23 protein-coding genes are annotated in these 23,440 nt (G+C 63.0%); 8 read left to right on the forward strand and 15 right to left on the reverse strand.

Annotated features, from left to right (window positions below; all coding sequences use genetic code 11):
- Positions 1-130: 130 nt before the first annotated feature.
- Positions 131-478: a hypothetical protein gene (locus tag A985_RS23760; RefSeq protein WP_157211313.1), complete on the forward strand. Its 348-nt coding sequence runs from the start codon at positions 131-133 to the stop codon at positions 476-478.
- Positions 479-579: 101 nt separating this feature from the next.
- Here the strand turns inward: A985_RS23760 and fba are convergent, their stop codons facing one another.
- The 5 genes from fba to A985_RS0101165 all read right to left on the reverse strand — a co-directional run bounded on the left by fba (position 580) and on the right by A985_RS0101165 (position 5,831).
- The gene (gene fba / locus A985_RS0101145; RefSeq protein ID WP_026131529.1) at positions 580-1,644 is read right to left on the reverse strand and encodes a class II fructose-bisphosphate aldolase; all 1,065 of its coding nucleotides are present in this window, start codon (positions 1,642-1,644) and stop codon (positions 580-582) included.
- A gap of 122 nt (positions 1,645-1,766) precedes the next feature.
- Positions 1,767-3,200: a pyruvate kinase gene (gene pyk / locus A985_RS0101150; protein WP_017231598.1), complete on the reverse strand. Its 1,434-nt coding sequence runs from the start codon at positions 3,198-3,200 to the stop codon at positions 1,767-1,769.
- A gap of 233 nt (positions 3,201-3,433) precedes the next feature.
- Positions 3,434-4,639 carry a phosphoglycerate kinase gene (locus A985_RS0101155; protein ID WP_017231599.1) on the reverse strand — a complete coding sequence of 402 codons (1,206 nt, stop codon included), beginning with the start codon at positions 4,637-4,639 and terminating at the stop codon, positions 3,434-3,436.
- Between the two features lie 86 nt (positions 4,640-4,725).
- The gene (locus A985_RS0101160; protein WP_017231600.1) at positions 4,726-5,049 is read right to left on the reverse strand and encodes an AzlD domain-containing protein; all 324 of its coding nucleotides are present in this window, start codon (positions 5,047-5,049) and stop codon (positions 4,726-4,728) included.
- Complete coding sequence (locus tag A985_RS0101165; RefSeq protein WP_017231601.1) at positions 5,046-5,831, reverse strand: AzlC family ABC transporter permease; 786 nt, start codon at positions 5,829-5,831, stop codon at positions 5,046-5,048. The genes A985_RS0101160 and A985_RS0101165 overlap by 4 nt, the downstream gene beginning before the upstream one ends.
- Positions 5,832-6,286: 455 nt before the next feature.
- Here A985_RS0101165 and A985_RS0101170 point away from each other — a divergent pair, with 455 nt between their 5' ends.
- The 5 genes from A985_RS0101170 (at position 6,287) to A985_RS0101190 (ending at position 9,856) form a co-directional block, all read left to right on the forward strand.
- Complete coding sequence (locus A985_RS0101170) at positions 6,287-6,484, forward strand: zinc-finger domain-containing protein (protein WP_010808463.1); 198 nt, start codon at positions 6,287-6,289, stop codon at positions 6,482-6,484.
- A 107-nt stretch (positions 6,485-6,591) separates the two neighbouring features.
- On the forward strand, positions 6,592-7,617 hold the full coding sequence (gene waaF / locus A985_RS0101175; protein ID WP_017231602.1) for a lipopolysaccharide heptosyltransferase II: 1,026 nt from the start codon (positions 6,592-6,594) through the stop codon (positions 7,615-7,617).
- A gap of 60 nt (positions 7,618-7,677) precedes the next feature.
- Entirely contained in the window at positions 7,678-8,133 is a 456-nt protein-coding gene (locus tag A985_RS23765) for a nuclear transport factor 2 family protein (protein WP_017231603.1), read from the forward strand.
- A gap of 16 nt (positions 8,134-8,149) precedes the next feature.
- Positions 8,150-9,181, forward strand: a complete 1,032-nt coding sequence (locus tag A985_RS0101185) for a YheT family hydrolase (protein ID WP_017231604.1) — start codon at positions 8,150-8,152, stop codon at positions 9,179-9,181.
- Positions 9,182-9,190: 9 nt separating this feature from the next.
- On the forward strand, positions 9,191-9,856 hold the full coding sequence (locus tag A985_RS0101190) for a DUF2946 family protein (RefSeq protein ID WP_017231605.1): 666 nt from the start codon (positions 9,191-9,193) through the stop codon (positions 9,854-9,856).
- 12 nt (positions 9,857-9,868) lie between these two features.
- On the opposite strand, the gene A985_RS0101195 is transcribed toward A985_RS0101190, so the two are convergent.
- The 3 genes from A985_RS0101195 to A985_RS0101205 all read right to left on the reverse strand — a co-directional run bounded on the left by A985_RS0101195 (position 9,869) and on the right by A985_RS0101205 (position 13,393).
- Positions 9,869-11,092, reverse strand: a complete 1,224-nt coding sequence (locus A985_RS0101195) for a hypothetical protein (protein WP_157211314.1) — start codon at positions 11,090-11,092, stop codon at positions 9,869-9,871.
- Between the two features lie 129 nt (positions 11,093-11,221).
- A complete protein-coding gene (locus A985_RS0101200; protein WP_017231607.1) occupies positions 11,222-11,584 on the reverse strand; it encodes a hypothetical protein in 363 nt (120 codons plus the stop codon).
- Between the two features lie 321 nt (positions 11,585-11,905).
- The gene (locus tag A985_RS0101205) at positions 11,906-13,393 is read right to left on the reverse strand and encodes a M48 family metalloprotease (RefSeq protein WP_369751539.1); all 1,488 of its coding nucleotides are present in this window, start codon (positions 13,391-13,393) and stop codon (positions 11,906-11,908) included.
- 413 nt (positions 13,394-13,806) lie between these two features.
- On the opposite strand from A985_RS0101205, the gene moaC reads away from it, so the two are divergent.
- Positions 13,807-14,286, forward strand: a complete 480-nt coding sequence (moaC, locus tag A985_RS0101210) for a cyclic pyranopterin monophosphate synthase MoaC (RefSeq protein WP_017231609.1) — start codon at positions 13,807-13,809, stop codon at positions 14,284-14,286.
- 84 nt (positions 14,287-14,370) lie between these two features.
- Here moaC and A985_RS0101215 read toward each other — a convergent pair whose 3' ends face one another.
- Positions 14,371-15,582 carry a nitrate/nitrite transporter gene (locus tag A985_RS0101215; RefSeq protein WP_017231610.1) on the reverse strand — a complete coding sequence of 404 codons (1,212 nt, stop codon included), beginning with the start codon at positions 15,580-15,582 and terminating at the stop codon, positions 14,371-14,373.
- Positions 15,583-15,685: 103 nt separating this feature from the next.
- On the opposite strand from A985_RS0101215, the gene A985_RS23770 reads away from it, so the two are divergent.
- Entirely contained in the window at positions 15,686-16,657 is a 972-nt protein-coding gene (locus tag A985_RS23770; protein WP_051060042.1) for a LysR substrate-binding domain-containing protein, read from the forward strand.
- Between the two features lie 142 nt (positions 16,658-16,799).
- Here A985_RS23770 and groL read toward each other — a convergent pair whose 3' ends face one another.
- From groL to A985_RS0101250, 6 genes are all read right to left on the reverse strand, one after another.
- Positions 16,800-18,446 carry a chaperonin GroEL gene (groL, locus tag A985_RS0101225; protein WP_017231612.1) on the reverse strand — a complete coding sequence of 549 codons (1,647 nt, stop codon included), beginning with the start codon at positions 18,444-18,446 and terminating at the stop codon, positions 16,800-16,802.
- 48 nt (positions 18,447-18,494) lie between these two features.
- Positions 18,495-18,785 carry a co-chaperone GroES gene (groES, locus tag A985_RS0101230; protein WP_017231613.1) on the reverse strand — a complete coding sequence of 97 codons (291 nt, stop codon included), beginning with the start codon at positions 18,783-18,785 and terminating at the stop codon, positions 18,495-18,497.
- A 436-nt stretch (positions 18,786-19,221) separates the two neighbouring features.
- On the reverse strand, positions 19,222-20,169 hold the full coding sequence (locus A985_RS0101235) for a VOC family protein (RefSeq protein ID WP_017231614.1): 948 nt from the start codon (positions 20,167-20,169) through the stop codon (positions 19,222-19,224).
- Between the two features lie 58 nt (positions 20,170-20,227).
- A complete protein-coding gene (locus tag A985_RS0101240; RefSeq protein ID WP_017231615.1) occupies positions 20,228-21,076 on the reverse strand; it encodes a fumarylacetoacetate hydrolase family protein in 849 nt (282 codons plus the stop codon).
- Positions 21,077-21,113: 37 nt separating this feature from the next.
- Positions 21,114-22,103 carry an alpha/beta hydrolase gene (locus tag A985_RS0101245; protein ID WP_039829672.1) on the reverse strand — a complete coding sequence of 330 codons (990 nt, stop codon included), beginning with the start codon at positions 22,101-22,103 and terminating at the stop codon, positions 21,114-21,116.
- A complete protein-coding gene (locus A985_RS0101250; protein WP_017231617.1) occupies positions 22,100-23,437 on the reverse strand; it encodes an amidohydrolase family protein in 1,338 nt (445 codons plus the stop codon). Before A985_RS0101250 ends, A985_RS0101245 begins: the two co-directional genes overlap by 4 nt.
- Positions 23,438-23,440: the final 3 nt, after the last annotated feature.

Genomic DNA, 23,440 nt, shown 5'->3' on the forward strand with positions numbered 1-23,440 from the left:
CGCGCCGCCGTCTGCCGGGGCTCATGCGCACGCGCCCGCCCATCGGGCCAGTGGGGCGCGCGCGGCATCCGGAACGTCGAGCACGACGGCCACCGCCGACACCACCGAGCGGCCCACGCTACCCAGGCTGGTGGCGATCGCCACGCCGGAAAACGACGACGGCATTGCGCGTTTCGCCCTGTTTGCCGCGCGCGATATCGAACAGTTGGGTTTGCAGTTCCCGGCGCAAGACGGCGTCGCCCCCGCCGATATCGAGGTCGTCGTCACGATGAGCCTGCGCGACAGCGCCACCGCACGGATGCGTGATTTCTCGCGTCAGCATATGAACGAACCGATGACGCTGATCGTCGACGGCGTGGAAATGCTGACCGCCACGATCCGCTCGGAGTTGGGCGGCAAGTTTCAATTGCAGATGCCAAAAGAAAAAGCCCGGCTTCTGTTCCAGCGTGTGCTGGCCAAAGCCGGGCCTGCGACCTGAGCGTCGTGTGCCTTCGAGCGGATTGCCTCGTCGGCGCCACGCCGCCCCGGCCGGGCAGCAAGCCATGCGGGAGAACCCCGGCATGGCCGTGATACAGGTGCTTACTTCACGATCTGCGAGAGATCGCCGCTCTTGTACTTCTCGGCCATCTTCTCGAGCGCGACCGGCTTGATCTTGCCGGCCTGACCTTCGCAACCGAACGACAGATAGCGCGCCTTGCACACCAGCTTGGCGGCTTCGCGAGCCGGCTTGAGGTAGTCGCGCGGGTCGAACTTGCTCGGGTTTTCGAACAGATAGCGACGGATCGCGCCGGTCATCGCCAAACGGATGTCGGTATCGATGTTGATCTTGCGCACGCCGTGCTTGATGCCTTCGACGATCTCTTCGACCGGCACGCCGTACGTTTCCTTCATGTCGCCGCCGAATTCACGGATCTCGGCGAGCAGTTCCTGCGGCACCGACGACGAGCCGTGCATCACGAGGTGGGTGTTCGGAATGCGGCGGTGGATTTCCTTGATGCGGTCGATGGCGAGAATGTCGCCCGTCGGCTTGCGACTGAACTTGTAGGCGCCGTGCGAGGTGCCGATGGCGATGGCCAACGCGTCGCATTGCGTCTGGTTCACGAAGTCGGCGGCCTGATCGGGGTCGGTCAGCAGTTGCTCGCGGGTCATCGTGCCGTCGGCGCCGTGGCCGTCTTCCTTGTCGCCCTTCATCGTTTCGAGCGAACCCAGCACGCCCAGCTCGGCTTCCACCGTCACGCCGATGTAGTGCGAGAACTCGACCACCTTCTTCGACACTTCGACGTTGTACTCGTAGCTGGCAACCGATTTGCCGTCGGCTTCGAGCGAGCCGTCCATCATCACGCTCGAGAAGCCGCTCTTGATCGCGGCCATACACACGGCCGGCGACTGGCCGTGATCCTGGTGCATCACCACCGGGATGTGCGGATACGCTTCCACGGCGGCCGAGATCAGGTGACGCAGGAACGCTTCGCCGGCGTACTTGCGAGCACCGGCGGAGGCCTGCATGATGACCGGCGCACCGACTTCGTCGGCGGCGGCCATGATGGCGGAAACCTGCTCCAGATTGTTGACGTTGAAGGCCGGCAGACCGTAGCCGTTTTCGGCGGCATGGTCGAGCAGCTGTCGCATAGAGACTAGGGGCATGATGTTCTCCTTGGAATCACAAAACTAAGCAAATCTTTCCTCGATCCAGAAGTGCCCCTCATGACGACGGCTCGCGGGCGGCGTGGCGTTTGCGCCTTGCCGCACTCGCGCGGCCCCCTTCGTCATGCCTGGCCCACCTGGACGATTTTCAACGTATTGGTACCACCGGGTTGTCCCATCGGCTCGCCCACGGTCAACACGATCGTGTCGCCGCGCTTGACCACGCCGCGCGAGAGCAGCAGTTGCTCGGCCTGCTTGAGCGCGTGATCGCGGTCGAGCGTGGCGTCGGCACGCATCGCGTAGACGTTGCGGTACAGCGCCAGCTTGCGATGGCTGCCGAGCTGTGACGTCAGCGCAAAAATCGGCACATGGATCTTGTGGCGAGACAGCCACAACGCGGTCGCGCCCGATTCGGTCAGCGCCACGATGGCTTTCGCGCCAAGATGATACGCGGTAAACAAGGCGCCGGCCGCAATCGTTTGGTCGATGCGCGTAAAAGTCTGATCGAGCCAGTCGCGATCGAGTTCCACCATCTCCGAGCGCTCGGCTTCGACGCAGATCGCCGCCATCGTCTCGATGGTTTCGACCGGATACTTGCCCGCGGCGCTCTCGGCCGAGAGCATCACGGCGTCGGTACCATCGAGCACGGCGTTGGCGACGTCCGAGACTTCGGCGCGGGTCGGCACCGGGTTGTGGATCATCGACTCCATCATCTGCGTGGCCGTGATGGTGGTCTTGTTCATCTCGCGCGCAAGCTTGATCATGCGCTTCTGCAGCCCCGGCACCGCGGCGTTGCCCACTTCGATGGCCAGATCGCCCCGTGCAACCATGATGCAGTCCGACGCCGCCAGAATCTCTTCGAGCGCCGGAATGGCTTCTGCGCGCTCGATCTTGGCGATCATCAGCGGCTTGATGCCGTAAGGCTCGCCGGCCACGTTGGCCAGACGGCGCGCCATTTCCATGTCGGTGGCGTTCTTCGGGAAGGAGACCGCGACATAATCGGCGCCCAGCGCCATCGCGGTCTTGATGTCTTCCATGTCCTTGGCTGTGAGCGCCGGTGCCGTCAGCCCACCGCCCTGGCGGTTGATACCCTTGTTGTTCGAGAGATCGCCGCCGACCTTCACGGTCGTATGGATCTCATTGCCGAGCACGCGATCGACGATCAGCACGATCAGGCCGTCGTTGAGCAGCAGCACGTCGCCCGTGCGCACGTCGCGCGGCAGTTCCTTGTAGTCGAGCCCGACGCGCTCTTCGTTACCGACTTCGCAGGCGGCGTCCAGGATGAACTTCGCGCCCGCCTCGAGCGTGGCCTTGCCGTTCTCGAACTTGCCGACGCGAATCTTCGGACCCTGGAGGTCGGCCATGATGGCCACTTCGCGGCCAGCCGCCTTGGCGGCCGCGCGCACCATCTCGGCGCGCTCGATGTGGTCCTGCGCCTTGCCGTGCGAGAAATTCAGGCGAACGACATCGACGCCGGCGGCGATCATGCGCGAGAGCACTTCCGGCGTGCTCGATGCCGGACCGATGGTGGCGACGATCTTGGTGGAGCGGTTCATTACATCCATCTCTTCATCCTCTTTGGGTAACAGCGCATTCGACATGTCTGGCGCTTAGCGATTTGTAGCGCATTTAGGCCGCCACAGGTTAACCAAAAAGTTCGTATTGTCCGTACGAAATCGTTTGATTCGATCTTAGATGTTCGCAATAAACCGATCGAAACCGCCCCATTCGTGCCCGCCTTCGACCGGAAAACCGGCCTGCGAGCCCCGCTCCACCTGGCGCCGCGCGATCAGTTGAGCTCGCTGGCGCGTTGTTGCAGCACGTCGACGGCCGGCAGTGTCTTGCCTTCGAGGAATTCGAGGAACGCGCCGCCACCGGTCGAAATATAGCTGACCTGGTCGGCAATACCGTACTTGGCGATGGCGGCGAGCGTATCGCCGCCCCCGGCGATCGAGAAGCCCTTGGCGGCCGCAATCGCGCGCGCCAGCGTCTCGGTGCCGTGCCCGAACTGATCGAATTCGAACACGCCCACCGGGCCGTTCCACACGATCGTGCCCGCGCCCGCCAGTTGCTCGGCCAGCTTGGCAGCCGTTTGCGGACCGATGTCGAGAATCATGTCGTCGGCGGCCACATCGCTGGCGGCCTTCACCGTCGCCTCAGCCGTCGCGCTGAATTCCTTGGCGCATACGACGTCCGTCGGAATCGGCACCGAGGCCCCACGCGCGGCCATCGCGTCGATGATCGAACGGGCTTGCCCGACCAGATCGGCTTCGGCGAGCGACTTGCCGATCGGCAGGCCGGCGGCCAGCATGAACGTGTTGGCAATGCCGCCGCCCACGATCAGGTGGTCGACCTTGTCGGCGAGCGACTGCAGAATGGTGAGCTTGGTCGAGACCTTGGAGCCGGCCACGATGGCCACGAGCGGGCGAGCCGGGGCGTTCAGCGCCTTGCCGAGCGCTTCGAGTTCGGCGGCGAGCAGCGGGCCGGCACAGGCGACCGGCGCATACTTGGCGATGCCGTGCGTCGTGGCTTCGGCGCGGTGGGCGGTGCCGAACGCGTCGTTCACGTACACGTCGCACAGCGCGGCCATCTTTCGCGCCAGTTCGTCGTTGTCCTTCTTCTCGCCCTTGTTGACGCGGCAGTTCTCCAGCAGCACGACCGTGCCCGGCGCCACCTCAAAACCGCCGTCGACCCAGTTGGCGATCAGCTTCACCTCGCGGCCCAGCAGTTCGGACAGGCGTTGCGCAACCGGTGCCAGTGAGTCGGCGGGCTTGAATTCGCCTTCGGTCGGACGGCCCAGATGCGACGTGACCATGACGGCCGCACCGGCGTCGAGCGCCATCTGGATGGCCGGCACCGAGGCGCGGATACGCGTGTCTTCCGTGATGCGGCCCGCATCGTCTTGCGGCACGTTCATATCGGCGCGGATGAAGACACGTTTGCCTGCCAGGCGACCCTGGGCGATCAAATCGGAAAGACGTACGACGGAAGCCATGAGAATCCGGAATAAATGGTGGAAAAAACATGCATTTTAACTGATCCGCCCGTCCAGATGCCCATTTTGGCCGACGAGGGTTCCGCCTACAGGAACAGACGGCAGAGCGTGTAGACGGCCATGCCGACGACAATCATCTCGATCATGTTGCGTCGCCAGACGAACCAGCCGGTGGCGGCCACGGCCGCGGCCAGCTTGGGATTGTGCAGATGCAGCGAGAACTGGTGATCGAGCAGCAGCACCTCGGGCACCACGATGACGGCGAGCGCCGCCGCCGGGGCGTAGCGCAGCGCGCGTTGCAAGCGCTGCGGCAGCGTCACGCGGTCTCCCGCGAGCAGGAAGAACGTGCGCGTGACGATGGTAATGGCCGTCATCGCCACGAAGGAGAGCCAGATTTCGACCGTACTCATGAGCGACGCTCTCCCGAACGACTGGGCTGGGCGCCATCGCGCGCGGCCGCGGGGGGATTCGCCAACGCGAGCCGCTTCGCCTGACGCGCCGAAAGTTCGTCGCAAACCATGCCGGCGGCGAGCGCGCCGACCACCCCGAGCACGAGATTGAGCCGATACGGCAAATCGAAGGCGAGCAGGCCGAGGACCGATGCCAGCGTGACCGCCAGCATCGTCGAGCGACTGGTGATCGTGTGAACCATCATCGGAATGAGGGCGAGCGTGCCCGCGAAGGCGAGGCCCCAGCTATCCGGCACGAGCGCGCCGAGCAGGATGCCGAGAATCGACGACACGTGCCAGACCGCCCAATTGCTGAGCGTGATGCCGTAGTAGGTCCCCTCCTTGCCCGGGACATAGCCGCTCGCGAACTTCTGGTTCATGAACATCACGAATCCGAGGTCGCCATTGACATAGCCGAGCACGATGCGCCGCGGCAGCGACAAATAAGAGAAATGCGGCTGGAGCGCGGCGCTGAAGATCACAAAGCGCAGATTGACGATGCCGACCGTGAGCAGAATCGTCCACAAGGGCATGCCGGCGGCGAACAGCGGCAACGAGGCCAACTGGGCCGATCCGGCATAGAGCATCAGGCTCATGCCGATGGCCTGGGGCACCGTCAGTATCGATTTGCCCATGGCGACCCCGGTCACGAGTCCCCACGAGAAGATGGCTGGCAACAGCGGCGAAATAATGCGGAAACCGGCCCTGAACCCGTCACGTTCAGCGGCTGGCAGACGAAGCATTGGCATGGTCGGCTTGGGGGGCGAGCACCGAGCCGTTCGGCGCAGTGTCTGGCATTGCGGGGCAAAGCGGTCCCGACGGCGCCCGGCACGCCCATGATGACCGCTGGCGGTCACAGCGCCCGCCAGGGTTGCCGGAGTGTCTCCTGAATATCGTCATCGTTGGCGGCGAGCGTCCGGTCATTATAGCCAGGGTAAATATTTACTTACCACGTCGAAAGCGCATATCCGGGCGTTTTTGCGAGGGCAACGGACGAGGTGTCGCGTACGCGCCACGCGGGACTTCGACGGTGACAGGAACTGGCAAGCGTCGCGGCTGCGGGCGCTGCGAGCCATCCGCAAAGGGCCGTGGCTGCTTTACAATAGCGACTTTTGGTAAGCGTGCGGGCGACGGCTTCGTCCTTTGCACCGGCCATGCAATCCCCAATCGTCCGAATACCCATCACGGTCCGAACCCCATGAGCGAAGTCAAACAAATGCCGGTCGTCGAAGTCGGCGCCGAAGATCTGCCGGTCCATTGCCCGAATCCGAAGATGGAAGCCTGGAGCGCCCATCCGCGCGTGTTCATCGATGTGACGCATGGCGAAGCGGCCTGTCCGTACTGCGGCACGCGTTATCGCGTGAAGGCCGGGGTCGTGCTCAAGGGTCACCACTGAGCCGGCTGCCGTTGCTCCAACCGGGCGCAGCCGACTGCGGTTGCCCTGTACCGCCCGGTTGACTGTCCGTATCTTCGCAACGCTTAACGTTTAGAGTCTCCGCCACGATGCATAAAGCCTTGGTGATCGCCCCCAACTGGATTGGGGACGCGCTGATGGCGCAGCCGTTGTTCACCCTGCTCAAGCGCCTGCATCCGCGTCTGACCATCGACGCGATCGCGCCCAGCTGGGTCGCCCCGGTGCTGGAACGCATGCCGGAGATTTCGCGCGTCGTCGCCACCGACCTCGCGCACGGCAAGTTGCAGCCGCTGGAGCGCTACCGGCTCGCGAGCGTGCTCGCCGACGAGGGGTACGACGCCGCCTATGTGCTGCCGAACTCGCTGAAGTCGTCGCTGATTCCGTGGCTGGCGCGCATTCCGTTGCGCATTGGCTACAAGGGCGAGCACCGCTACGGTCTGCTCAACGTGCGCCACGCCAATCCGCGCAAAGACGAGCGGCCGCCCATGGTGCGGCACTACGCTGCGCTCGCGTTCGCGCCCGGGGCCAAGTTGCCCGATGCGCTGCCCACGCCGCGCATCGACGCCGACCTGAACGAGTCGGCGCGTGTCTTCGCGCGCTTCGGCCTTGATCTGCGCGTACCGCTCGTGGTGTTCTGCCCGGGTGCAGAGTTCGGACCGGCCAAGCGCTGGCCGCCGGGCCATTTCGCGCAGTTAGCTCAGTTGGTTCGCCGCTCGTTCCCGTATGCGCAAATCATTGCGCTCGGCTCGGGCAAGGACGGTGCGCTCGCGCAGCAAATCGCCGCCGATGCGCCGTTCGTGCGCAACCTGTGTGGACAGACGTCGCTGGCCGAGGCGTGCGCGCTGCTGGCCCGCGCCAATGCGGTGGTGAGCAACGACTCGGGCCTGATGCATGTGACAGCCGCATTGCGCCGCCCGCAGATTGCCCTGTTCGGATCGTCCGATCCGCGCCACACACCGCCGCTGTCCGACCAGGCGCATATCCTGTGGCTACAATTGGAGTGCAGCCCGTGTTTTGCCCGCGAATGCCCGTTGGGCCACACCCGCTGCCTCAATGAGCTGATGCCCGAACACGTATTCGCGAATTTGCGCAACATCCTGCTCACGCAGCGCTGATGTGGTCCATGACGGCGGCGCGCTCAGCTCGATTCCGGTAACACTCAACGGTAAATCCACATGCCACGTTTTGTCCGTCTGTTCGATGCCGCCAGTGAAACCATCACGGCCTTTTACGATGCGCTGCGCCGTGGGCAGACGGATCGCGCCATGTCGCTGTGGGCGAACGAGGATTTCGTCAGCTACATTCGCGCCGACGGCACCCGCTGGGACGGTCTCGAGCAGATCCGCAACGGTCTGGTCGCCCAGTTCACGCAAAGCGTGGTGCTCATCGACTCGCTGGATACGACCGAGTACGACACCGTTGGCACGGTCGTGCACACGGCGACCGAAGCAATGCGCGTCGGCAAGGAAGACGCCGGCCAGACGACCGCCCAGCTCATCCACACGACATACGTGCTGGTGCACGAGCAGGGCGACTGGCGCTTCGCCCATATCCACTCCAGCCCGTTGCCGCCGCACGCCGTCGAGCAGTTCAGCCTGATGATGCACGCGCGTCCGGACGGGCTGCACTGATCTGTACGGTACGACCATGACGGCGCGCCCCGCGACGTTTCTTCCCCTGGATTACCGGGCACCCCGGTGGCTGCCCGACGGGCACAGCCAGACGATCTACCCGGCGCTGCTGGGTCGACGCCCGTGCGTCGAATTCCGTCGCGAAACGTGGGACACGCCCGACGGCGACTTCGTCGATGTCGACTGGCTGGTCGCTCCGCCTGCGGCGCAGAAAGCCCCGCCCGCGCCCGAAGGGCTGGTGGAGACACCGCTCGTCGTGCTCTTCCATGGACTGGAGGGCGGGTCCGGCAGCCACTACGCCCGCACCCTGATGCGCGAAGTCGAAGCGCAGGGGTGGCGCGGCGTGATTCCCCACTTCCGCAGTTGCAGCGGCCGCATGAACCGCGCGCCGCGCTTTTATCACTCCGGCGACAGTACCGAGGTCGACTGGATGTTGCGGCGCTTGCGTGCGAACGCGTCCGGCCCGATCTTTGCGGCGGGCGTGTCGCTGGGCGGCAATGTATTGCTGCGCTGGCTCGGCGAGCGCGAGGGGCATGCGGCGCAAGTGGTGAGTGCCGCGTGCGCGATTTCGGCGCCGCTCGATTTACGCGCGGGCGGACTGGCGCTCTCGCACGGTTTCAATATGGTGTACACGCGCAATTTTCTGGGCACGCTCAAGAAGAAGGCGCTCGCGAAGCTCGACCAATACCCCGGGCTGTACGACCGCGATCGGATGATGGCCGCGCGCGATCTCGGCGAATTCGATCATGTGGTGACGGCCCCCTTGCATGGTTATCACAGTGCCTTCGACTATTACACGCGCGCGTCGAGCAAGCCGATTCTGCCGGCCATCGAAGTGCCGACGCTGGTCATCAATGCCCGCAACGACCCGTTCCAGCCGGCCAATGTGTTGCCGGGCGAAGACGACGTCGGTCGCCACGTGCGGCTCCTGCAGCCGGCGCACGGCGGACACGTCGGCTTCATGAGTGGGCCGTTTCCGGGCGGCATGACATGGATGCCGCACACGGTCATCGATTACTTCCGTCAATTTTTGCCGACTCCGGCCTGAAGGTGCCTTATGGATGAAATCGTTCGACAGGCGATGGCCAAGTGGCCCAACGTGCCGCATTGTTACGGCTGGCTCGCGCTCGACCGTCGCGGTCAGTGGCGCATGCGCGACGACGCGGCGCAGGCGGCGGGCACGGCTGGCGATCCGATTCGTCATGCAGCGCTCGTCGCGTTCATCGCGCGCAATTACGCCAGCGACGACGCCGGGCGGTGGTACTTCCAGAATGGGCCGCAACGTGTGTATGTGGCGCTTGCGTACGCCCCGTTTGTGGTCCGGCTGACGTGGGATGCCCCGGCGAACGACGGTCGCGGCGCACCGGTGTTGACGGACCAACTGGGCCATGCTTTCGTGCCGCAGGCGTGTCTGCTCGACGAGGACGGCAACGTCGCGTTCGTGGGGGCGGTGTCTGGCGGCGAGGAGAATGGGAGATCGACGCCGAACGCGCCGCTCGCGTTGCTGCACGATCACGACATCGATCTGCTCACGCAGGTGTCCGATCTGGCGCAGGCCTTCGAGATTGCGCAAACGTCGGACGATACCGCCGACGCCAAGGGCGCGGTGCGGCTGCATTGGCGCAACGGCGATTCACTCCCGTTCGCGACGACCCATGCGGGCACCCTGCCGCAGACGTATGGGTTCGAGCGCACCCCGCGGGCCGACGATCAATCGGCGTGAGTCAATGCGCCCTTACGCCGCGACATCTCGTCGCACTGGCGCGGACTCGCCAAATGCATCGGGATATCGGCTCGTATAGAAGCGCTCGACGCCATCGCCAGCGTCGTTCTCGCTGAGCAATTTCCACGGTTCACGCGCGAGACACGACGCCAATCCGGCGATGCAGACCAGCCCGCCGTACAACCACCATCCCCCACTCATGTTGCCCAAAGCGTTCGCGGCACCGTAAAGTGTGAATGACAGCATGCTCGCCATCTGTCCCGCCAGCAGCGTTGCGCTCGCGACTCTAACCCGCACGGAAGATGGCATCGCAATCACCCGCCGATCGATGCCGTTCATGGACAAACACGCACCGAATACGCCAGCCGACATCAAGCACCCACCCAGTGCGGCAACGGAATCGACAGCCGTTGCCACGGCAAGACTAGCGCCCAGCGCCGCCCAAATCGCAATGTAACCCAGCCTGTGTTGCAGTGCACCGGAGAGGATAGGGTGAAAAACAACAACCCCTGCAATCGATCCGACGACGAATGCGGCAATCAACCAACCGACCTGCGCGTCCGGTAGTGTCGCGTGTTGAACGAGTTGAGGAATCAGCATCGGAACGATCCCTGCCGTCGCGATAACCAGCAACATGTCGCAGAGCGTGAAGAAGCGTTCCGCCGGCAACCGGATTTTCAGTGTAAATCCAGCAAACGCACGACGAAACCATGTTCTCGCGGGGGCAGGTGCTGACGTCCCGATCCCGGACATCGAAGGCAGTACTGGAAGTCGTGACAGCAGGGGCAGTAAAACGCCCCCGAACAATGCAACACACCACAAAGCGTATTGGTGAGTGCTGAGTAGTAAGGCGGCGGCGGCGAACAACGGCCCGATAATACGACCGAGATTGACCGTAACCCGCTTCAGGCGGAACGCGGATAACACACGCGCTTTCTCGACAAGCTCCGCCGGGTAGATGCTAAGTAGCGGTTGTAAGACGGCGAAGGCGGCGACCGCCACCATGTCATTCACCATCCAAAAAGTGACGCTATGCGTTGCACTTGCAATCACCACCCGCGACACGCCGCATAGCACGATGATCACACATGCCCAGCGCAGGACCTTACTGCGGGACAACCCCTCAGTCCATGAAGCCGCCACCGGCAGCGCGATGAAGGCACTTGTGGCGAGCGCTATCTCGTACGCTACGACGCCCGCGGTGCCGAAGCGGCCGAGCAATACGATGGGAACCATTGCGTTCCACATGCCTAGGTAGGTCGCAAGGAGAAAATCCAACGACAGGTAAATGCGGAATGGGGACACGGTGCGAGGTCAAAGAGCAACCACGACCGAACGTCGGCTGTGGCAGCCACTAGGCGAATGTTAGCGGGCGGCTACGAAATGCTCGACATTGGCGTCGACCCAATCGACACCAAATTGCTTCAGCAATCGCGTATGCATGTTGTTTAAATAGACATCCCGATGCTCGGAAAAATACTTGGCATCAAACCAGCGCACACCAAAGTACAAGGTATTCCCCCGAATTCCGACTGGATTTTGCCAATCGTATTGGACGTCCTCCTCTGGCCGCAAGCTCAGCCGAAGATCAGACTTACGAATCTCTTCGACACATTGGCGCAGGTTATCGCGGTCGCCAAACTTGATTCGGCATTTCGTTAAAGCAACAATCGGCTTGTTAATGGGTCGCTCGTTGTCTATCACGACTTCGTACTGGCAATTCTCCATACTTCACCTCATTCAGTGAATATTGGTCGAAAAGTTCGCAGCGAAATCACACTGCGAAGCGAGCACGGTACCGTGTCGCCATACTCGCCAATCGAAGTGTTGTATGCAATAGGAGTGCGTCAGAAACCCAAATGGGAAAACTCCGATGTTCCAATTTCTCCGTGATCTTTTGGGATCGACACTCGAAAAATAGCGAAAACCCCAAGATATTCACGCTTCGCCAGTTTCACATGGCGGGCGCTTTCCGATAGATTAAAAGCAACGGCGCAACTCGCACGCGAATAAGTGTACGCAACTTCGCAGCACGCGCCGCTTATCCCCTTATCCGGCCAGTTTGCCGAAGTCCTTCTCGTCTTCCTTGTCGTCCTTGTAGCGGCGCTGGAACTCGTGAAGTCGCGCGTCGATGACCGACATCTCGTAAAAGCTGGCGTCGCCGGCCTCACGCGCGAGCTTCAACTGGCTGACGGCCGCCATCCATTGCCCTTGCAGCGCATATTGTTCCGCCAATGCTGCGTGCTGACGCGTCCGCTTGCCGGCCGCGGCCCATGCCCCTGCCAGCGCCCGCCACCAGATGGGCTCGCTTCGATAGCGCTCGACCTGCGCTTGAAGGAACTTCGTCGCGTCGGGAATCCGCTGGCTGGCGACCAAGGCATCGGCATAAGCCATATCGGCGGCCTGCGAGAGTGGGAACGCGGCACGCGCCTGCGCGGCGACGCGCAAGGCTTCGTCCGGCTGGCCCGACAAGCGCGCGATATCCGACGCCAGCACAGCCAGACTCGGCGTACCCGGCCCCGTGCCACCGAAAGCCGCGCGCGACTTCTCCAGCGCCTCGCGCGCCGGCACCCAGCGACGCTGCTTGAACTCGGCCAGCGCCACCGCATACCATGCCGCCGCCACATTCGATGTGGTCTGCGCGCGGATCGCTGTGCGTTGCGCGTCGGCGATCGCCGCGTAATCGCTCGCGGACTTCTGCTGCAAGACGAGCGAGCGCGCCCGCACAAACGCATATTCGGGCGACTGCACGGGCTGACGATAAGCGGCAGTGCGCGAGCGATTGAGCATGTCGGCGATGCGATCCGTCGTCAGCGGGTGAGTCCGGACATATTCCGGCACGCCGGCTTCGTTGATCGAATCCGCGCGTTGCAGACGCTCGAAGAAGGTCGGCATCGCGTACGTGTCGAAGCCTGCCGCCTGGAGCAACTGGAAGCCGACGCGATCGGCCTCACGTTCCGCATCGCGCGAAAAACGCAGTTGCCGATCGACGGCAAGGCCTTGCCCGCCCATCGCGATTCCCATGCCGAGATCCGGGCTCCGCGCCCCGATGCCGGCGAGCAGACCGAGCAACATGCCGCCGAGGGCGATCCACGAGTTCTGCGACTGTTGGCCGAGCATGCGCGCGATGTGATGTTGCAGAACGTGCCCCGTCTCGTGTCCGATCACAGAAGCGAGTTCCGACTCGGTGCGCGTCGCGACGATCAATCCCGTGTTGATGCCGATGAAGCCCCCCGGCAGTGAGAAGGCGTTGATGTCCGAATCACGCACCACGAAGAATTCGAAACTCTGACTGGCGTCGAGTCCCACTGTGTGCGCGGCCGCCACGAGCTTGCCACCCAGGGCATTGACGTAATCGGAGAGCAGCAAATCCGACAGGTAATCGGGATCGGCGCGAATCTCCCGCATCACGCGCTCGCCGAGCTTGCGCTCCATCGCTGGCGACAAGTCCGCGGCAGAACTCTGGCCGAGGGACGGGAGCGACTGCGCGGCCGCCTGGGTGGGGATGACGACGGCGGCGAACGTCATTGCCGTCATTACGGGCAGCATGGCCAACGCCATGAAACGCCGCCACCGGGCGACGTGGCGCTCGGGGTGAGGCGGCTGGGACGACGGCTTCGGCATGGAGGTCATGCGCATCATGCGCCAGATGGGCGCCCTGGACCGGGCAATGAGAACGCGCGACACATGGGAATCAGGCGAGAGATGCCGATGGCGGCGCGAAACGAACATAACGAGCGGAACGAACGCGTCATGGAAATGGGCGCCGCTTGGCGCTGATCATTCAGGGCTGCTGCTATGATAGCAGCCAGACGCAGACGTTCCGCGGCATCGCCAAAACGTCGTCAATACAGGCAAAATTCATTCGAAACGGCGCTATCCTTTCGCTCGCAAAAGGCGCTCGCGAACCGTCTCCCGACACTATCGCAACCTCTTCTCAGCATCGACTCATGGCAGAACTCACCCACTTCGACACCGCCGGACAGGCCCACATGGTTGATGTCGGCAGCAAGGACAGCACGCATCGTGTTGCCGTGGCGCGCGGCACCATTCAGATGAAGCCGGAAACGCTGGCGCTGATTCGCACCGGCACGGCCAAGAAGGGTGACGTACTGGGTATTGCGCGCATTGCGGCCATCCAAGGCGCCAAGCGCACCGCCGATCTGATTCCGCTGTGTCATCCGCTCGCGCTTACGCGTGTGACGGTCGAGTTTCTGGTGGACGACGGCGCGAACGCCGTACACTGCCGCGCGCAGGTCGAAACCGTCGGTCGCACGGGGGTGGAGATGGAAGCGCTCACCGCGGTTCAAGTCGGCTTGCTGACGATCTATGACATGTGCAAGGCCGTCGATCGCGGCATGACGATCACCGATGTGCGCGTGCTGGAGAAGCACGGCGGGAAGTCGGGCGATTGGGTGGCGCAGGACTAAGCCAGCGGCGGAGTCCTCGACACCCGACACCAAAGATGGCGGGCTCGCTATGCGAACCGCCCCATACGGTCAACACACGCCGCGTCACGCGGCGGCGACCTTGCCCGCGCCCTGACGTTGGGGCCAGAAGTACCACACTGCCCCCAGCGCTTGCAGTGCGATCAGGCCCGTCCAAGCGGAGAAATGCGCCTGCGCGCTGTGCGCCGCGTAAGTGCCGAGCACGGCCCCGACGCCCACCTGACACAAGAAGATCAACAGAAAGATGACGAGCGTGAGCGACGTATTGACGCGCCCGATCAACGTGCCGTGGAAATGCTCCGCCAACACCGCATACGACAGGATGCCCGTGCCACCGAAGATGCCATAGGCGGCCCAAAGCCGGACCGGTGGAATCGGCGCACGCATCAACAACAGCGACTGCACCACGACGAACAGCACCATCCCGGCGCCGGAAAATGCGAACACGCTCACGCCACGGCGTTCGAGCGAGCGCGCGGCCGCACCGAACACCACGCTCCCGGCCATCATCGCAAGCCCCACGACCGACACCAGCGAGGCAGCTTGCGACGCCGACAGCCCTTCAACGTCGCGCATGAACGGCGCCATCCATAGCGATTGCATTGCGTAGAAAACGCCCTGCGTGATCCCCGAGAGCGAAGTCACTTTCCAGAACATTCCGCTTCCCAGCACCTGACGCACGCCCTTGAGCGCCTCGGACAACCCGCCTTGCGCGTGCGACCCCGGCTTCTCGGGCGCGCCGAACCAAAGCGCGACCGACATGAAAATGGTTAACGCCGCCAGTCCGAACGACACGATGCGCCAGTCGGTCAGCCCGAGCAGCCAGTTGAGCGGTGTTCCCACCACGACCCCGCCCATGCCGCCCACGGCCATCACCAGGCCGTTGAGCAGCGGCAGACGTGCTACCGGAAACCATTGCGCCAATGCCTTGAAGGCGCTGCCCAGACACACCGACACGCCGACGCCGATCAGCAAGCGTCCCGCCATCAGCGCGCCGACGCCTTGGGCCAGCCCGAACAGCGCGGCGCCCGCCGCCGCGAGCAGCAGCACCAGCGACGCCACCCGGCGCGGGCCGAACTTGTCGAGCAGCACGCCCGCGGGCAATTGCGCCCCGGCAAAGCCGAGGAAGTAGAGGCTCGTCAACAACCCGAGGTCGGCCGACGAGAGGCCGAGATCGCGCGTCATATACGGCGCAAACCCAATATTCACGCCGCGGTACACGTAGGAAACGAAGTATCCGCAGGCGAACAGGACGAAGATGCGAAGTGCCTTCGACATGAAGCCAAACCTTAGTCATTTGCTCGGGTATCGATTGTCGGCGGAACGCCGCCGTGAAGCCAACGAAACCTTTGCGCCCGTATTGTGAGTAGAATTTGACATCATGATTCCTCACCTCCCTCCCCTCCAATCGCTGCGCGCACTTGAAGCTGCTGCCCGCCACCGTAGCTTTACGCGGGCGGCCGACGAATTAAATTTGACGCACAGCGCCGTGAGTCATCACATGCGCTCGCTCGAACAGCAACTCGGCACGGCGCTGTTTCGTCGCGTGGGGGCCCGCATGATCCCGACCAGTGTCGGGGCGCGTCTGGCCGAGCGAGTACGCATTGGGATGTCGGAACTCATTGAGGCGATGACTGAAGCCCGGGCGGGCACGGCGTCGGGCGTGTCGCCCGCCGTCGTTCGTCTGGAAATCAGCGTCATGACCGATCTGGCGGCCCAATGGCTGATTCCTCGGCTGGGCCGCTTTAGCGAACAGCAGCCCCATATCGATCTGGTGGTGCGAATTCACGCGGATATTGCCGCGCCCGATCCGTATTCGGTCGACGTCGGCATCTGGCATCAACGGGTCGAAGCGACCGGGTTCGTCACGCGCAAGCTGCTCGACGACTATGTGATCGCCGTGTGCCACCCCGATCTGATCGCGCGTGTGCCTGGGTTCACGGTGGCCGATACGCACAAACTGCCGATGCTGCGCTTCGCCTATCGATCATGGCGCGATTGGCAGGTCGCCGCCGGACTGACGCCACATGAGCCGACGCGCGGGCCGATTTTCGACGACTCCGGGTTGCTCCTGCGTGCCGCCATGGCCGGACAAGGCGTCGCCACTACACGCAGCTTGCTCGTGCGCGATGCGCTCGCATCCGGCGAGCTGGTGCAGATTGGCGATGTCCGCATTGCACCGAGCCTCGAATATCACGTGAGCTGGCGGGAAAATCATCCGCGCGAGCGCGCGATTCACGCCTTCTGGCAGTGGATGCAGGATGAGATTGCGGCCACGACTCCGCTTGCCGTACCCAGTACGCGACGCGGCGACGGCGACAGCAACGGCGACGTGCCGATCGCCCAGGCATAAAAAAACGGCAACGAATTCCGAAGAATTCGTTGCCGTTTCCGGTGCGGACTTGCGCCACCGAATCGAAGATTCCGTGACGAAGTCCGGCGACCGAGGCAGGCGGGGTGCCTTGCGGCCCCCGTCATGCCGTCTCTTTCGAGACTTACATGCCCATGCCCATGCCGCCCATACCGCCCATGTCACCCATGCCGCCAGCCATCGGAGCATCTTCCTTCGGCAGTTCGGCAACGGCGCAGTCGGTCGTGAGCAGCAGGCCCGACACCGAAGCGGCGTTTTGCAGTGCGGTGCGGGTGACCTTCGTCGGATCCACAACGCCCATTTCCACCAGGTCGCCGTACTCGCCGCTCGAAGCGTTGTAGCCGTAGTTGCCCTTGCCGGCAATCACGTTGGCCACAACGACGCTGGCTTCTTCGCCGCCGTTGGCGACGATCTGGCGCAGCGGTTCTTCCATGGCGCGCAGAACGATCTTGATACCGGCGTCCTGGTCAGGGTTGGCACCCTTGATGTCGGCCACGGCCACGCGAGCACGCAGCAGCGCAACACCACCGCCCGGGACGATGCCTTCTTCCACGGCAGCGCGGGTAGCGTGCAGCGCGTCTTCGACGCGTGCCTTCTTTTCCTTCATTTCGACTTCGGTCGCAGCGCCGACCTTGATCACGGCAACACCGCCGGCCAGCTTGGCCACGCGCTCTTGCAGCTTTTCACGGTCGTAGTCGCTCGTGGCTTCTTCGATCTGGGCACGGATTTGCTTGACGCGGGCTTCGATGTTCACGCCTTCGCCGGCACCATCGATGATGATGGTGTTTTCCTTGCCGATTTCGATGCGCTTGGCTTGGCCCAGTTCGTTGAGCGTGGCCTTTTCCAGCGTCAGGCCGATTTCTTCGGCGATGACCTGGCCGCCCGTCAGGATGGCGATGTCTTCCAGCATGGCCTTGCGGCGGTCGCCGAAGCCCGGAGCCTTGACGGCGCAGGTCTTCAGGATGCCACGGATGTTGTTGACCACCAGCGTTGCCAGGGCTTCGCCCTCGACGTCTTCGGCGATGATCAGCAGCGGACGGCCAGCCTTGGCGACTTGCTCGAGCACCGGCAGCAGGTCACGGATGTTCGACACCTTCTTGTCGAACAGCAGGACGAACGGGTTTTCCAGGATCGCGACTTGCTTTTCCGGGGTGTTGATGAAGTACGGCGAGAGGTAGCCGCGGTCGAATTGCATACCTTCGACGACGTCCAGCTCGTCTTGCAGCGACTTGCCGTCTTCGACGGTGATCACGCCTTCCTTGCCGACCTTGTCCATCGCCTTGGCGATATAGTCACCGATCGAGGTATCGCTGTTGGCCGAGATCGAGCCGACTTGAGCGATTTCCTTGTTCGTCGTGCAGGGCTTGCTGATCTTGCGCAGTTCTTCGATGGCGGCGGCAACGGCCTTGTCGATACCGCGCTTCAGGTCCATCGGGTTCATGCCCGAGGCAACGTACTTCATGCCTTCGCGCACGATCGACTGGGCCAGCACCGTGGCGGTGGTGGTACCGTCACCGGCGTTGTCGCTGGTCTTGGAAGCCACTTCCTTGACCATTTGCGCGCCCATGTTCTGGAGCTTGTCCTTGAGTTCGATTTCCTTGGCGACCGACACACCGTCCTTGGTCACGGTCGGGCCGCCGAAGCTGCGCTCGAGCACGACGTTGCGGCCCTTCGGGCCCAGGGTCACCTTGACGGCGTTGGCGAGAATGTTGACGCCCTCGACCATCTTGGCACGAGCGGCATCGCCGAAAACGACTTCTTTAGCTGCCATTGCATTAACTCCTTGAATACTTTACGTAGATGTCTGGGGGAGACAGTCTTAGGCGGCCACGACGGCCATGATGTCTTCTTCGCGCATGACCAGCAGTTCCTGGCCATCGACCTTCACGCTTTGGCCGGCGTACTTGCCGAACAGAACACGGTCGCCCACCTTCACATCGAGTGCGATCGACTTACCTTGATCGTCTTTCTTGCCCGGGCCGACGGCCAGGATCTCGCCCTGATCCGGCTTTTCAGCGGCGGCTTCAGGGATCACGATGCCCGATGCGGTCTTCGTTTCGTTGTCCAGGCGCTTGACAATCACGCGGTCATGCAAGGGACGAAGGTTCATTACAAGCTCCTCTTTCTCTCTGTGAGATCGACAAAACCTAAATATGCAAACATTTGCATATCTGGTGAATTCATGGCGTTAGCACTCTGCGCCAACGAGTGCTAATTATAGGGACGGGGTTTGACGATTTCAAGACGCGGGGTTTTCCCGGAGGTGAATTTCGGGTGTCGAGATCCATGTAGCGATGAGTCTGACTCATGTCGCAGTGAACCTTTCGCACCCGAGGCACCGTACAAAGCACAAAAAATCAACTACTTAACAATCAAAAGTGGGCCACCGAATCGCTGCCATCGTTACCGCGCCCTTCGGCCGGGTCAGGTCGAGAGCCGTCAATACATTTGCGCACCGGTGAGCGAGGTGTTCGGCTTAAAGCCGCACGCCGGGACCGTTCAGGGCCGGCATGTGCTGCGCCAAGGCTGCGGCGGCATGGGTCTCTTCAATCCTGGGCCTCGGTGTTGCAAATAAAATTCTCCGGGACGTTCGGCCCCCATAGGTACAACGAATCCTCCGGCGCGAAATCCCCGGCGGGCCAATCTCGTCCCGCCGAAACAAAATCAATGTCGGCCGAGTACTCGCAAAAGGATCCCCATGGATCCTCAACATAATGAAAGTAATTCGACCCCAACACATGCCGCCCTGTCCCCCACCCCTTCGCGTAGCCGGCGGCCAGCATCTGAGCGGCCCCCTCCCCAACCAGATCGACGCCTTCGACATCCCACGACGAATGATGCCAGCCACGCGCGCGACTTTTGGCAAACGCCACCAAATGATGGTCGCAGCCATGCGGCGCGTGCGTGAACGCGATCAGATCCAGCGATTTATCGGACAAACGAAGACCCAGCGCGCGTTCGCAGAACGAGACCGCTCGCAGGACATCTGGCGAAAAAAGCAAGACATGCGATAGCCGTCGCGGCTTCACCCGCACCACCTCCGCCCGAGTACAAGCGCCGCGGGCGTCCGCCGGGACAACGACAGCCTGACTCGCCGTCTTGCTATTCGGGCTGGTCTTCGGCCCCACCCGCACTTGAATCAGATTACCGTCGGGATCTCGGAACTCAAAACCGGCACCGCCCCCTCCAGCCATCGAAGAGACGACGCTCGCGCCCGCCGCGACCGTCTGGGCACGTAGGTCCGCGAGATCGTCCTCGTAGCAGTTGAAGCTAAGGTATGCCATCTCCTTTCGCTCCCCCGCGAGCACGCGTCCCCAACGATGGCCGTCAGTCGCCCTGATCTCGAGTTCGTCACCCTGCAGTCCGGCGCGGTTGACCGTCAGACCGAAAGCCTCGAAGAAGCGATGGGCTTCGTCGATGGACGGGACATTCAGCGCGAAATGGTCGATGGAATGCACCGCTGCCCGCGGATGCGTCGATGAGAATTCGGTCATGACTCGCTCCTCGGAAATCATCGGCGACAACTCGTTGGTCGATCGTTCATGAAACACCTTAGCGGATGGCCTCGTCAACGACGGGATTGCGCAGCACGCCGATGCCCTCAACGCTGACCTCACAGAGGTCGCCATGCTTCATCAGAAGTTTTGGTGTGCGTGCCCAGCCGATACCTGAAGGCGTACCGGTCACGATCACGTCGCCCGGTTCGAGCGTAATGGCCTGGCTGACGATGCTGATCAGTTGAGCGACGTCGAAGATCATGTCGTCGGTACTGGCGGACTGCACGACCTCGCCATTCAGACGGGTCTCCAGCAGCAGCCCCTTGGCGCCGGGTGGCAACTCGTCGGCCGTCACGAGGTCGGGACCGAATGCGCCTGTGCCGTCGAAATTCTTCCCGACCGTCCATTGCGGCGACTTGAACTGATACTCCCGAACCGACCCGTCGTTGAAGAGCGCGTAGCCCGCAACGCATTCGAGCGCATCCTCCTTGCGGATGTGGCGACCGCCCTTGCCCAGCACGGCCGCGATTTCGCCCTCGAAGTCGAGGCCCAGGCTATCGGATACTGCCGGGCGCACCAACGGTTGCTCATGCGCCACCAGGCTGGTTGCAACGCGAAAAAAAATCGTCGGGTAATCCGGTTGCTCGTACGGGCTTTCCTCCGTGTGGTCAGCGTAGTTGAGACCGACACAGATGAGCTTGGGGGGACGGGCAAGCGGCGGCAGGTACACGAGACCTTCGGCGCTCACCTTTTCCTGCCCGGCGTGCGCGCGGCCATGAGCGACGAGATCGACCCCGCTCGCCAACAACGATTCCAGGGTGTCCTCGCCGAGCACGCGAATGGCGTCGCCATCGCGAACGCCCAGCGTCGCCTTTCCATTTTTTACGAACGATACATAACGCATGGGTGTTCTCCAGAGACTTTAGGGTTGGCGCGCCCGCTCACAGATCGCGGGGCCGCGCATGTTGTTCGAGCCACGCTGAAAAAGCGCGGCAGATGGTGTCGTTGGCGCGACGCGCCGAACGTGAGGCTTCGAAGAAGCCCAAGAACGGATGAAACATGTCTTCGAAGCATAGGAGTTGCACCGGCACACCAGCCGCCTCAAGACGCCGCGCGTAGGCAATACCTTCGTCGCGTAGCGGGTCATGGCCAGCGATCGCGATCAACGCGGCAGGCATGCCGCGCAGATCGGCTGCGCGCAGTGGCGACGGGGGGAACTCCCGCGCACGCGCCAACGCCGAGCCCATATAAAGCCGCGAGATGTCTCGCAGGTCGGATGGCGAAAGCATCGGGAAGTCGATGCCCTTTGCCTCAATGCGCGCGACGTCGCGAGCCATGTCGACGCCGGGCACAACGAGCAGTTGCGCGGAGATACCGACGCCGCAATCGCGCAACGTCAGTGCCGCCGACGTTGCCAGATTGGCGCCGGCACTCTCACCCGCCAGCACGACCCGCGAGGGATCCCCGCCAAGTACCGCGACATGGCGGATCGCCCAGCGCGTCGCGGTCAACGCGTCGTTATGTGCGGCGGGAAACGGGTGCTCCGGGGCCAGTCGATAGTCAACCGACACCACCACCGCCCGCATGTCGCGGCAGAGCTTGCGCGCGATGTCATCCATCAGCTCAACACTGCCGAGAACAAATCCGCCGCCATGGAAAAACACCAACGTAGGCATCACCGCGCTCGTATCCAAGGGACGGTAGACGCGTACTGGGACATGCGCCCCCGCAGACTCGGCGATCGCATCTTCAATCGCGCCGACCTTCGGCAATGGATTTCGTTCACGCGCTGCCATAATGCCGCGGCGCATACGTTCACGGGCTTGCTGCGGCGTTCCAGAAAATGGCGGGAGCGTTTGCGCTGCGCGCATCGCTGACACGAGATCCGCCAGCTCGCGGTCCAACGGCAGAGGCAATTTAGCGTCACTCATTTCAATTCAAGAATGTATTGCTGGGACGCAACAGCACGCTGTCGCAAAACGTTCAGGTCGACACCGATCATTCGACCCTGTCGCTTCACTGCGCGCCCGGCGACGAATACCGAGTCCACATTGCCCGGATGCGCGGCAAGCACGACAGCGCCTACGGCGTCCGACACCGGGGTGAGATTGAGGTCCTCTCCACGAATCATGATGATGTCGGCCTGTTTACCAGGCGTCAGCGAGCCGACTTTGTGATCCAGCCCGTTGGCGCGCGCCCCTGCCACCGTGGCAAACTCCAGCACCTCGCGCATCGAGAGCGTTGCGGGCGCGTTCTGAACCCGCGAGTGTTGCCCGCCCATCCACGAACGGTAGTACGCGAAGGCATGACGCATCTGCGTGAACATATCGCCCGAGCATTTGGTCTCGGTATCGCCGCTCAAGCTAGGCCGGATGCCCACCGCAAGCAAGCGATCAAACGGGATATCGCCAATGCCTTGTGCGTTCAACTCGCAGTGCACGCCGAGCGAAGCGCTTACGCCGGCATCCGCCATCATCGCGATCTCGTCGGCGCCGGAAAAACAGCAGTGCACGAACGTCAAGTCGTCGCCCAACACGCCGGCGTCATGCATCTGCGCGATCGCACGTACCGAGGCGTTTCGCGCATACGCCCCCATGTGAATGCTCGATCGAATTCCTAGGTCGCGCGCAAGGCGCAGATCTTCCAGCCAGACATCGCGCCGCGTCATCTCTGGGCCCCGTGCCGCCATGGCAAGCGTGAGCAGTTGATCGTCCGACGAAAAATACCGCGTTCGCAACCGGCGAATATCTTCCGGATGCCCCCGCTGACTGTCGAACATCCACGACGCACCGTCCACTAGCGGCCAGCCATGTGCAAACACGCCCCGAATGTTGGCCTCGCGCAGCCCAAGGATCGCGGCATCCGCGTGGTCTGGGCTGTTCTGGACATGAGACCAATCGAGCATCGTGGTGATGCCACCGTCAAGCGCGGACACTGCACCAAGCATCGTGGCAACGTGAACGTCTTCCGGCCGAAACGCGGCCCCCTTCGCACCCAGCATTTCGGCGAAGTAGATTTGCGGATCGATATCCGCGTAGCGATGCCGCACGCAGCTCTGCCAGGTATGGCGGTGGGTATCGACAAACCCCGGCAGGACGATCATGCCGCTTGCGTCGACGCGTTCGGCATCCGCTGCGTCAATGCGTGGCGCCACCGCCAGAATGCGCTCCCCCTCGATCAGCACGTCACCCACGCGCAGATCGCCGATCGCCGGGTCCATGCTCAGCACCCAGCCGCCCGTCAGTAATCGTCGATGTTCGCTCATGGG

Origin of the sequence: Pandoraea sp. B-6, assembly GCF_000282835.1 — a bacterium.
Classification (GTDB): Bacteria; Pseudomonadota; Gammaproteobacteria; order Burkholderiales; family Burkholderiaceae; genus Pandoraea; species Pandoraea cepalis.

Bases quoted from the DNA above. Each gene is read 5' to 3' on its own strand.
- fba (WP_026131529.1), bottom strand. From the start codon at position 1,644: ATGCCCCTAGTCTCTATGCGACAGCTGCTCGACCATGCCGCCGAAAAC.
- pyk (WP_017231598.1), bottom strand. From the start codon at position 3,200: ATGAACCGCTCCACCAAGATCGTCGCCACCATCGGTCCGGCATCGAGC.
- A985_RS0101155 (WP_017231599.1), bottom strand. From the start codon at position 4,639: ATGGCTTCCGTCGTACGTCTTTCCGATTTGATCGCCCAGGGTCGCCTG.
- A985_RS0101160 (WP_017231600.1), bottom strand. From the start codon at position 5,049: ATGAGTACGGTCGAAATCTGGCTCTCCTTCGTGGCGATGACGGCCATT.
- A985_RS0101165 (WP_017231601.1), bottom strand. From the start codon at position 5,831: ATGCTTCGTCTGCCAGCCGCTGAACGTGACGGGTTCAGGGCCGGTTTC.
- A985_RS0101170 (WP_010808463.1), top strand. From the start codon at position 6,287: ATGAGCGAAGTCAAACAAATGCCGGTCGTCGAAGTCGGCGCCGAAGAT.
- waaF (WP_017231602.1), top strand. From the start codon at position 6,592: ATGCATAAAGCCTTGGTGATCGCCCCCAACTGGATTGGGGACGCGCTG.
- A985_RS23765 (WP_017231603.1), top strand. From the start codon at position 7,678: ATGCCACGTTTTGTCCGTCTGTTCGATGCCGCCAGTGAAACCATCACG.
- A985_RS0101185 (WP_017231604.1), top strand. From the start codon at position 8,150: ATGACGGCGCGCCCCGCGACGTTTCTTCCCCTGGATTACCGGGCACCC.
- A985_RS0101190 (WP_017231605.1), top strand. From the start codon at position 9,191: ATGGATGAAATCGTTCGACAGGCGATGGCCAAGTGGCCCAACGTGCCG.
- A985_RS0101195 (WP_157211314.1), bottom strand. From the start codon at position 11,092: ATGGTTCCCATCGTATTGCTCGGCCGCTTCGGCACCGCGGGCGTCGTA.
- A985_RS0101200 (WP_017231607.1), bottom strand. From the start codon at position 11,584: ATGGAGAATTGCCAGTACGAAGTCGTGATAGACAACGAGCGACCCATT.
- A985_RS0101205 (WP_369751539.1), bottom strand. From the start codon at position 13,393: ATGACGGCAATGACGTTCGCCGCCGTCGTCATCCCCACCCAGGCGGCC.
- moaC (WP_017231609.1), top strand. From the start codon at position 13,807: ATGGCAGAACTCACCCACTTCGACACCGCCGGACAGGCCCACATGGTT.
- A985_RS0101215 (WP_017231610.1), bottom strand. From the start codon at position 15,582: ATGTCGAAGGCACTTCGCATCTTCGTCCTGTTCGCCTGCGGATACTTC.
- A985_RS23770 (WP_051060042.1), top strand. From the start codon at position 15,686: ATGATTCCTCACCTCCCTCCCCTCCAATCGCTGCGCGCACTTGAAGCT.
- groL (WP_017231612.1), bottom strand. From the start codon at position 18,446: ATGGCAGCTAAAGAAGTCGTTTTCGGCGATGCCGCTCGTGCCAAGATG.
- groES (WP_017231613.1), bottom strand. From the start codon at position 18,785: ATGAACCTTCGTCCCTTGCATGACCGCGTGATTGTCAAGCGCCTGGAC.
- A985_RS0101235 (WP_017231614.1), bottom strand. From the start codon at position 20,169: ATGACCGAATTCTCATCGACGCATCCGCGGGCAGCGGTGCATTCCATC.
- A985_RS0101240 (WP_017231615.1), bottom strand. From the start codon at position 21,076: ATGCGTTATGTATCGTTCGTAAAAAATGGAAAGGCGACGCTGGGCGTT.
- A985_RS0101245 (WP_039829672.1), bottom strand. From the start codon at position 22,103: ATGAGTGACGCTAAATTGCCTCTGCCGTTGGACCGCGAGCTGGCGGAT.
- A985_RS0101250 (WP_017231617.1), bottom strand. From the start codon at position 23,437: ATGAGCGAACATCGACGATTACTGACGGGCGGCTGGGTGCTGAGCATG.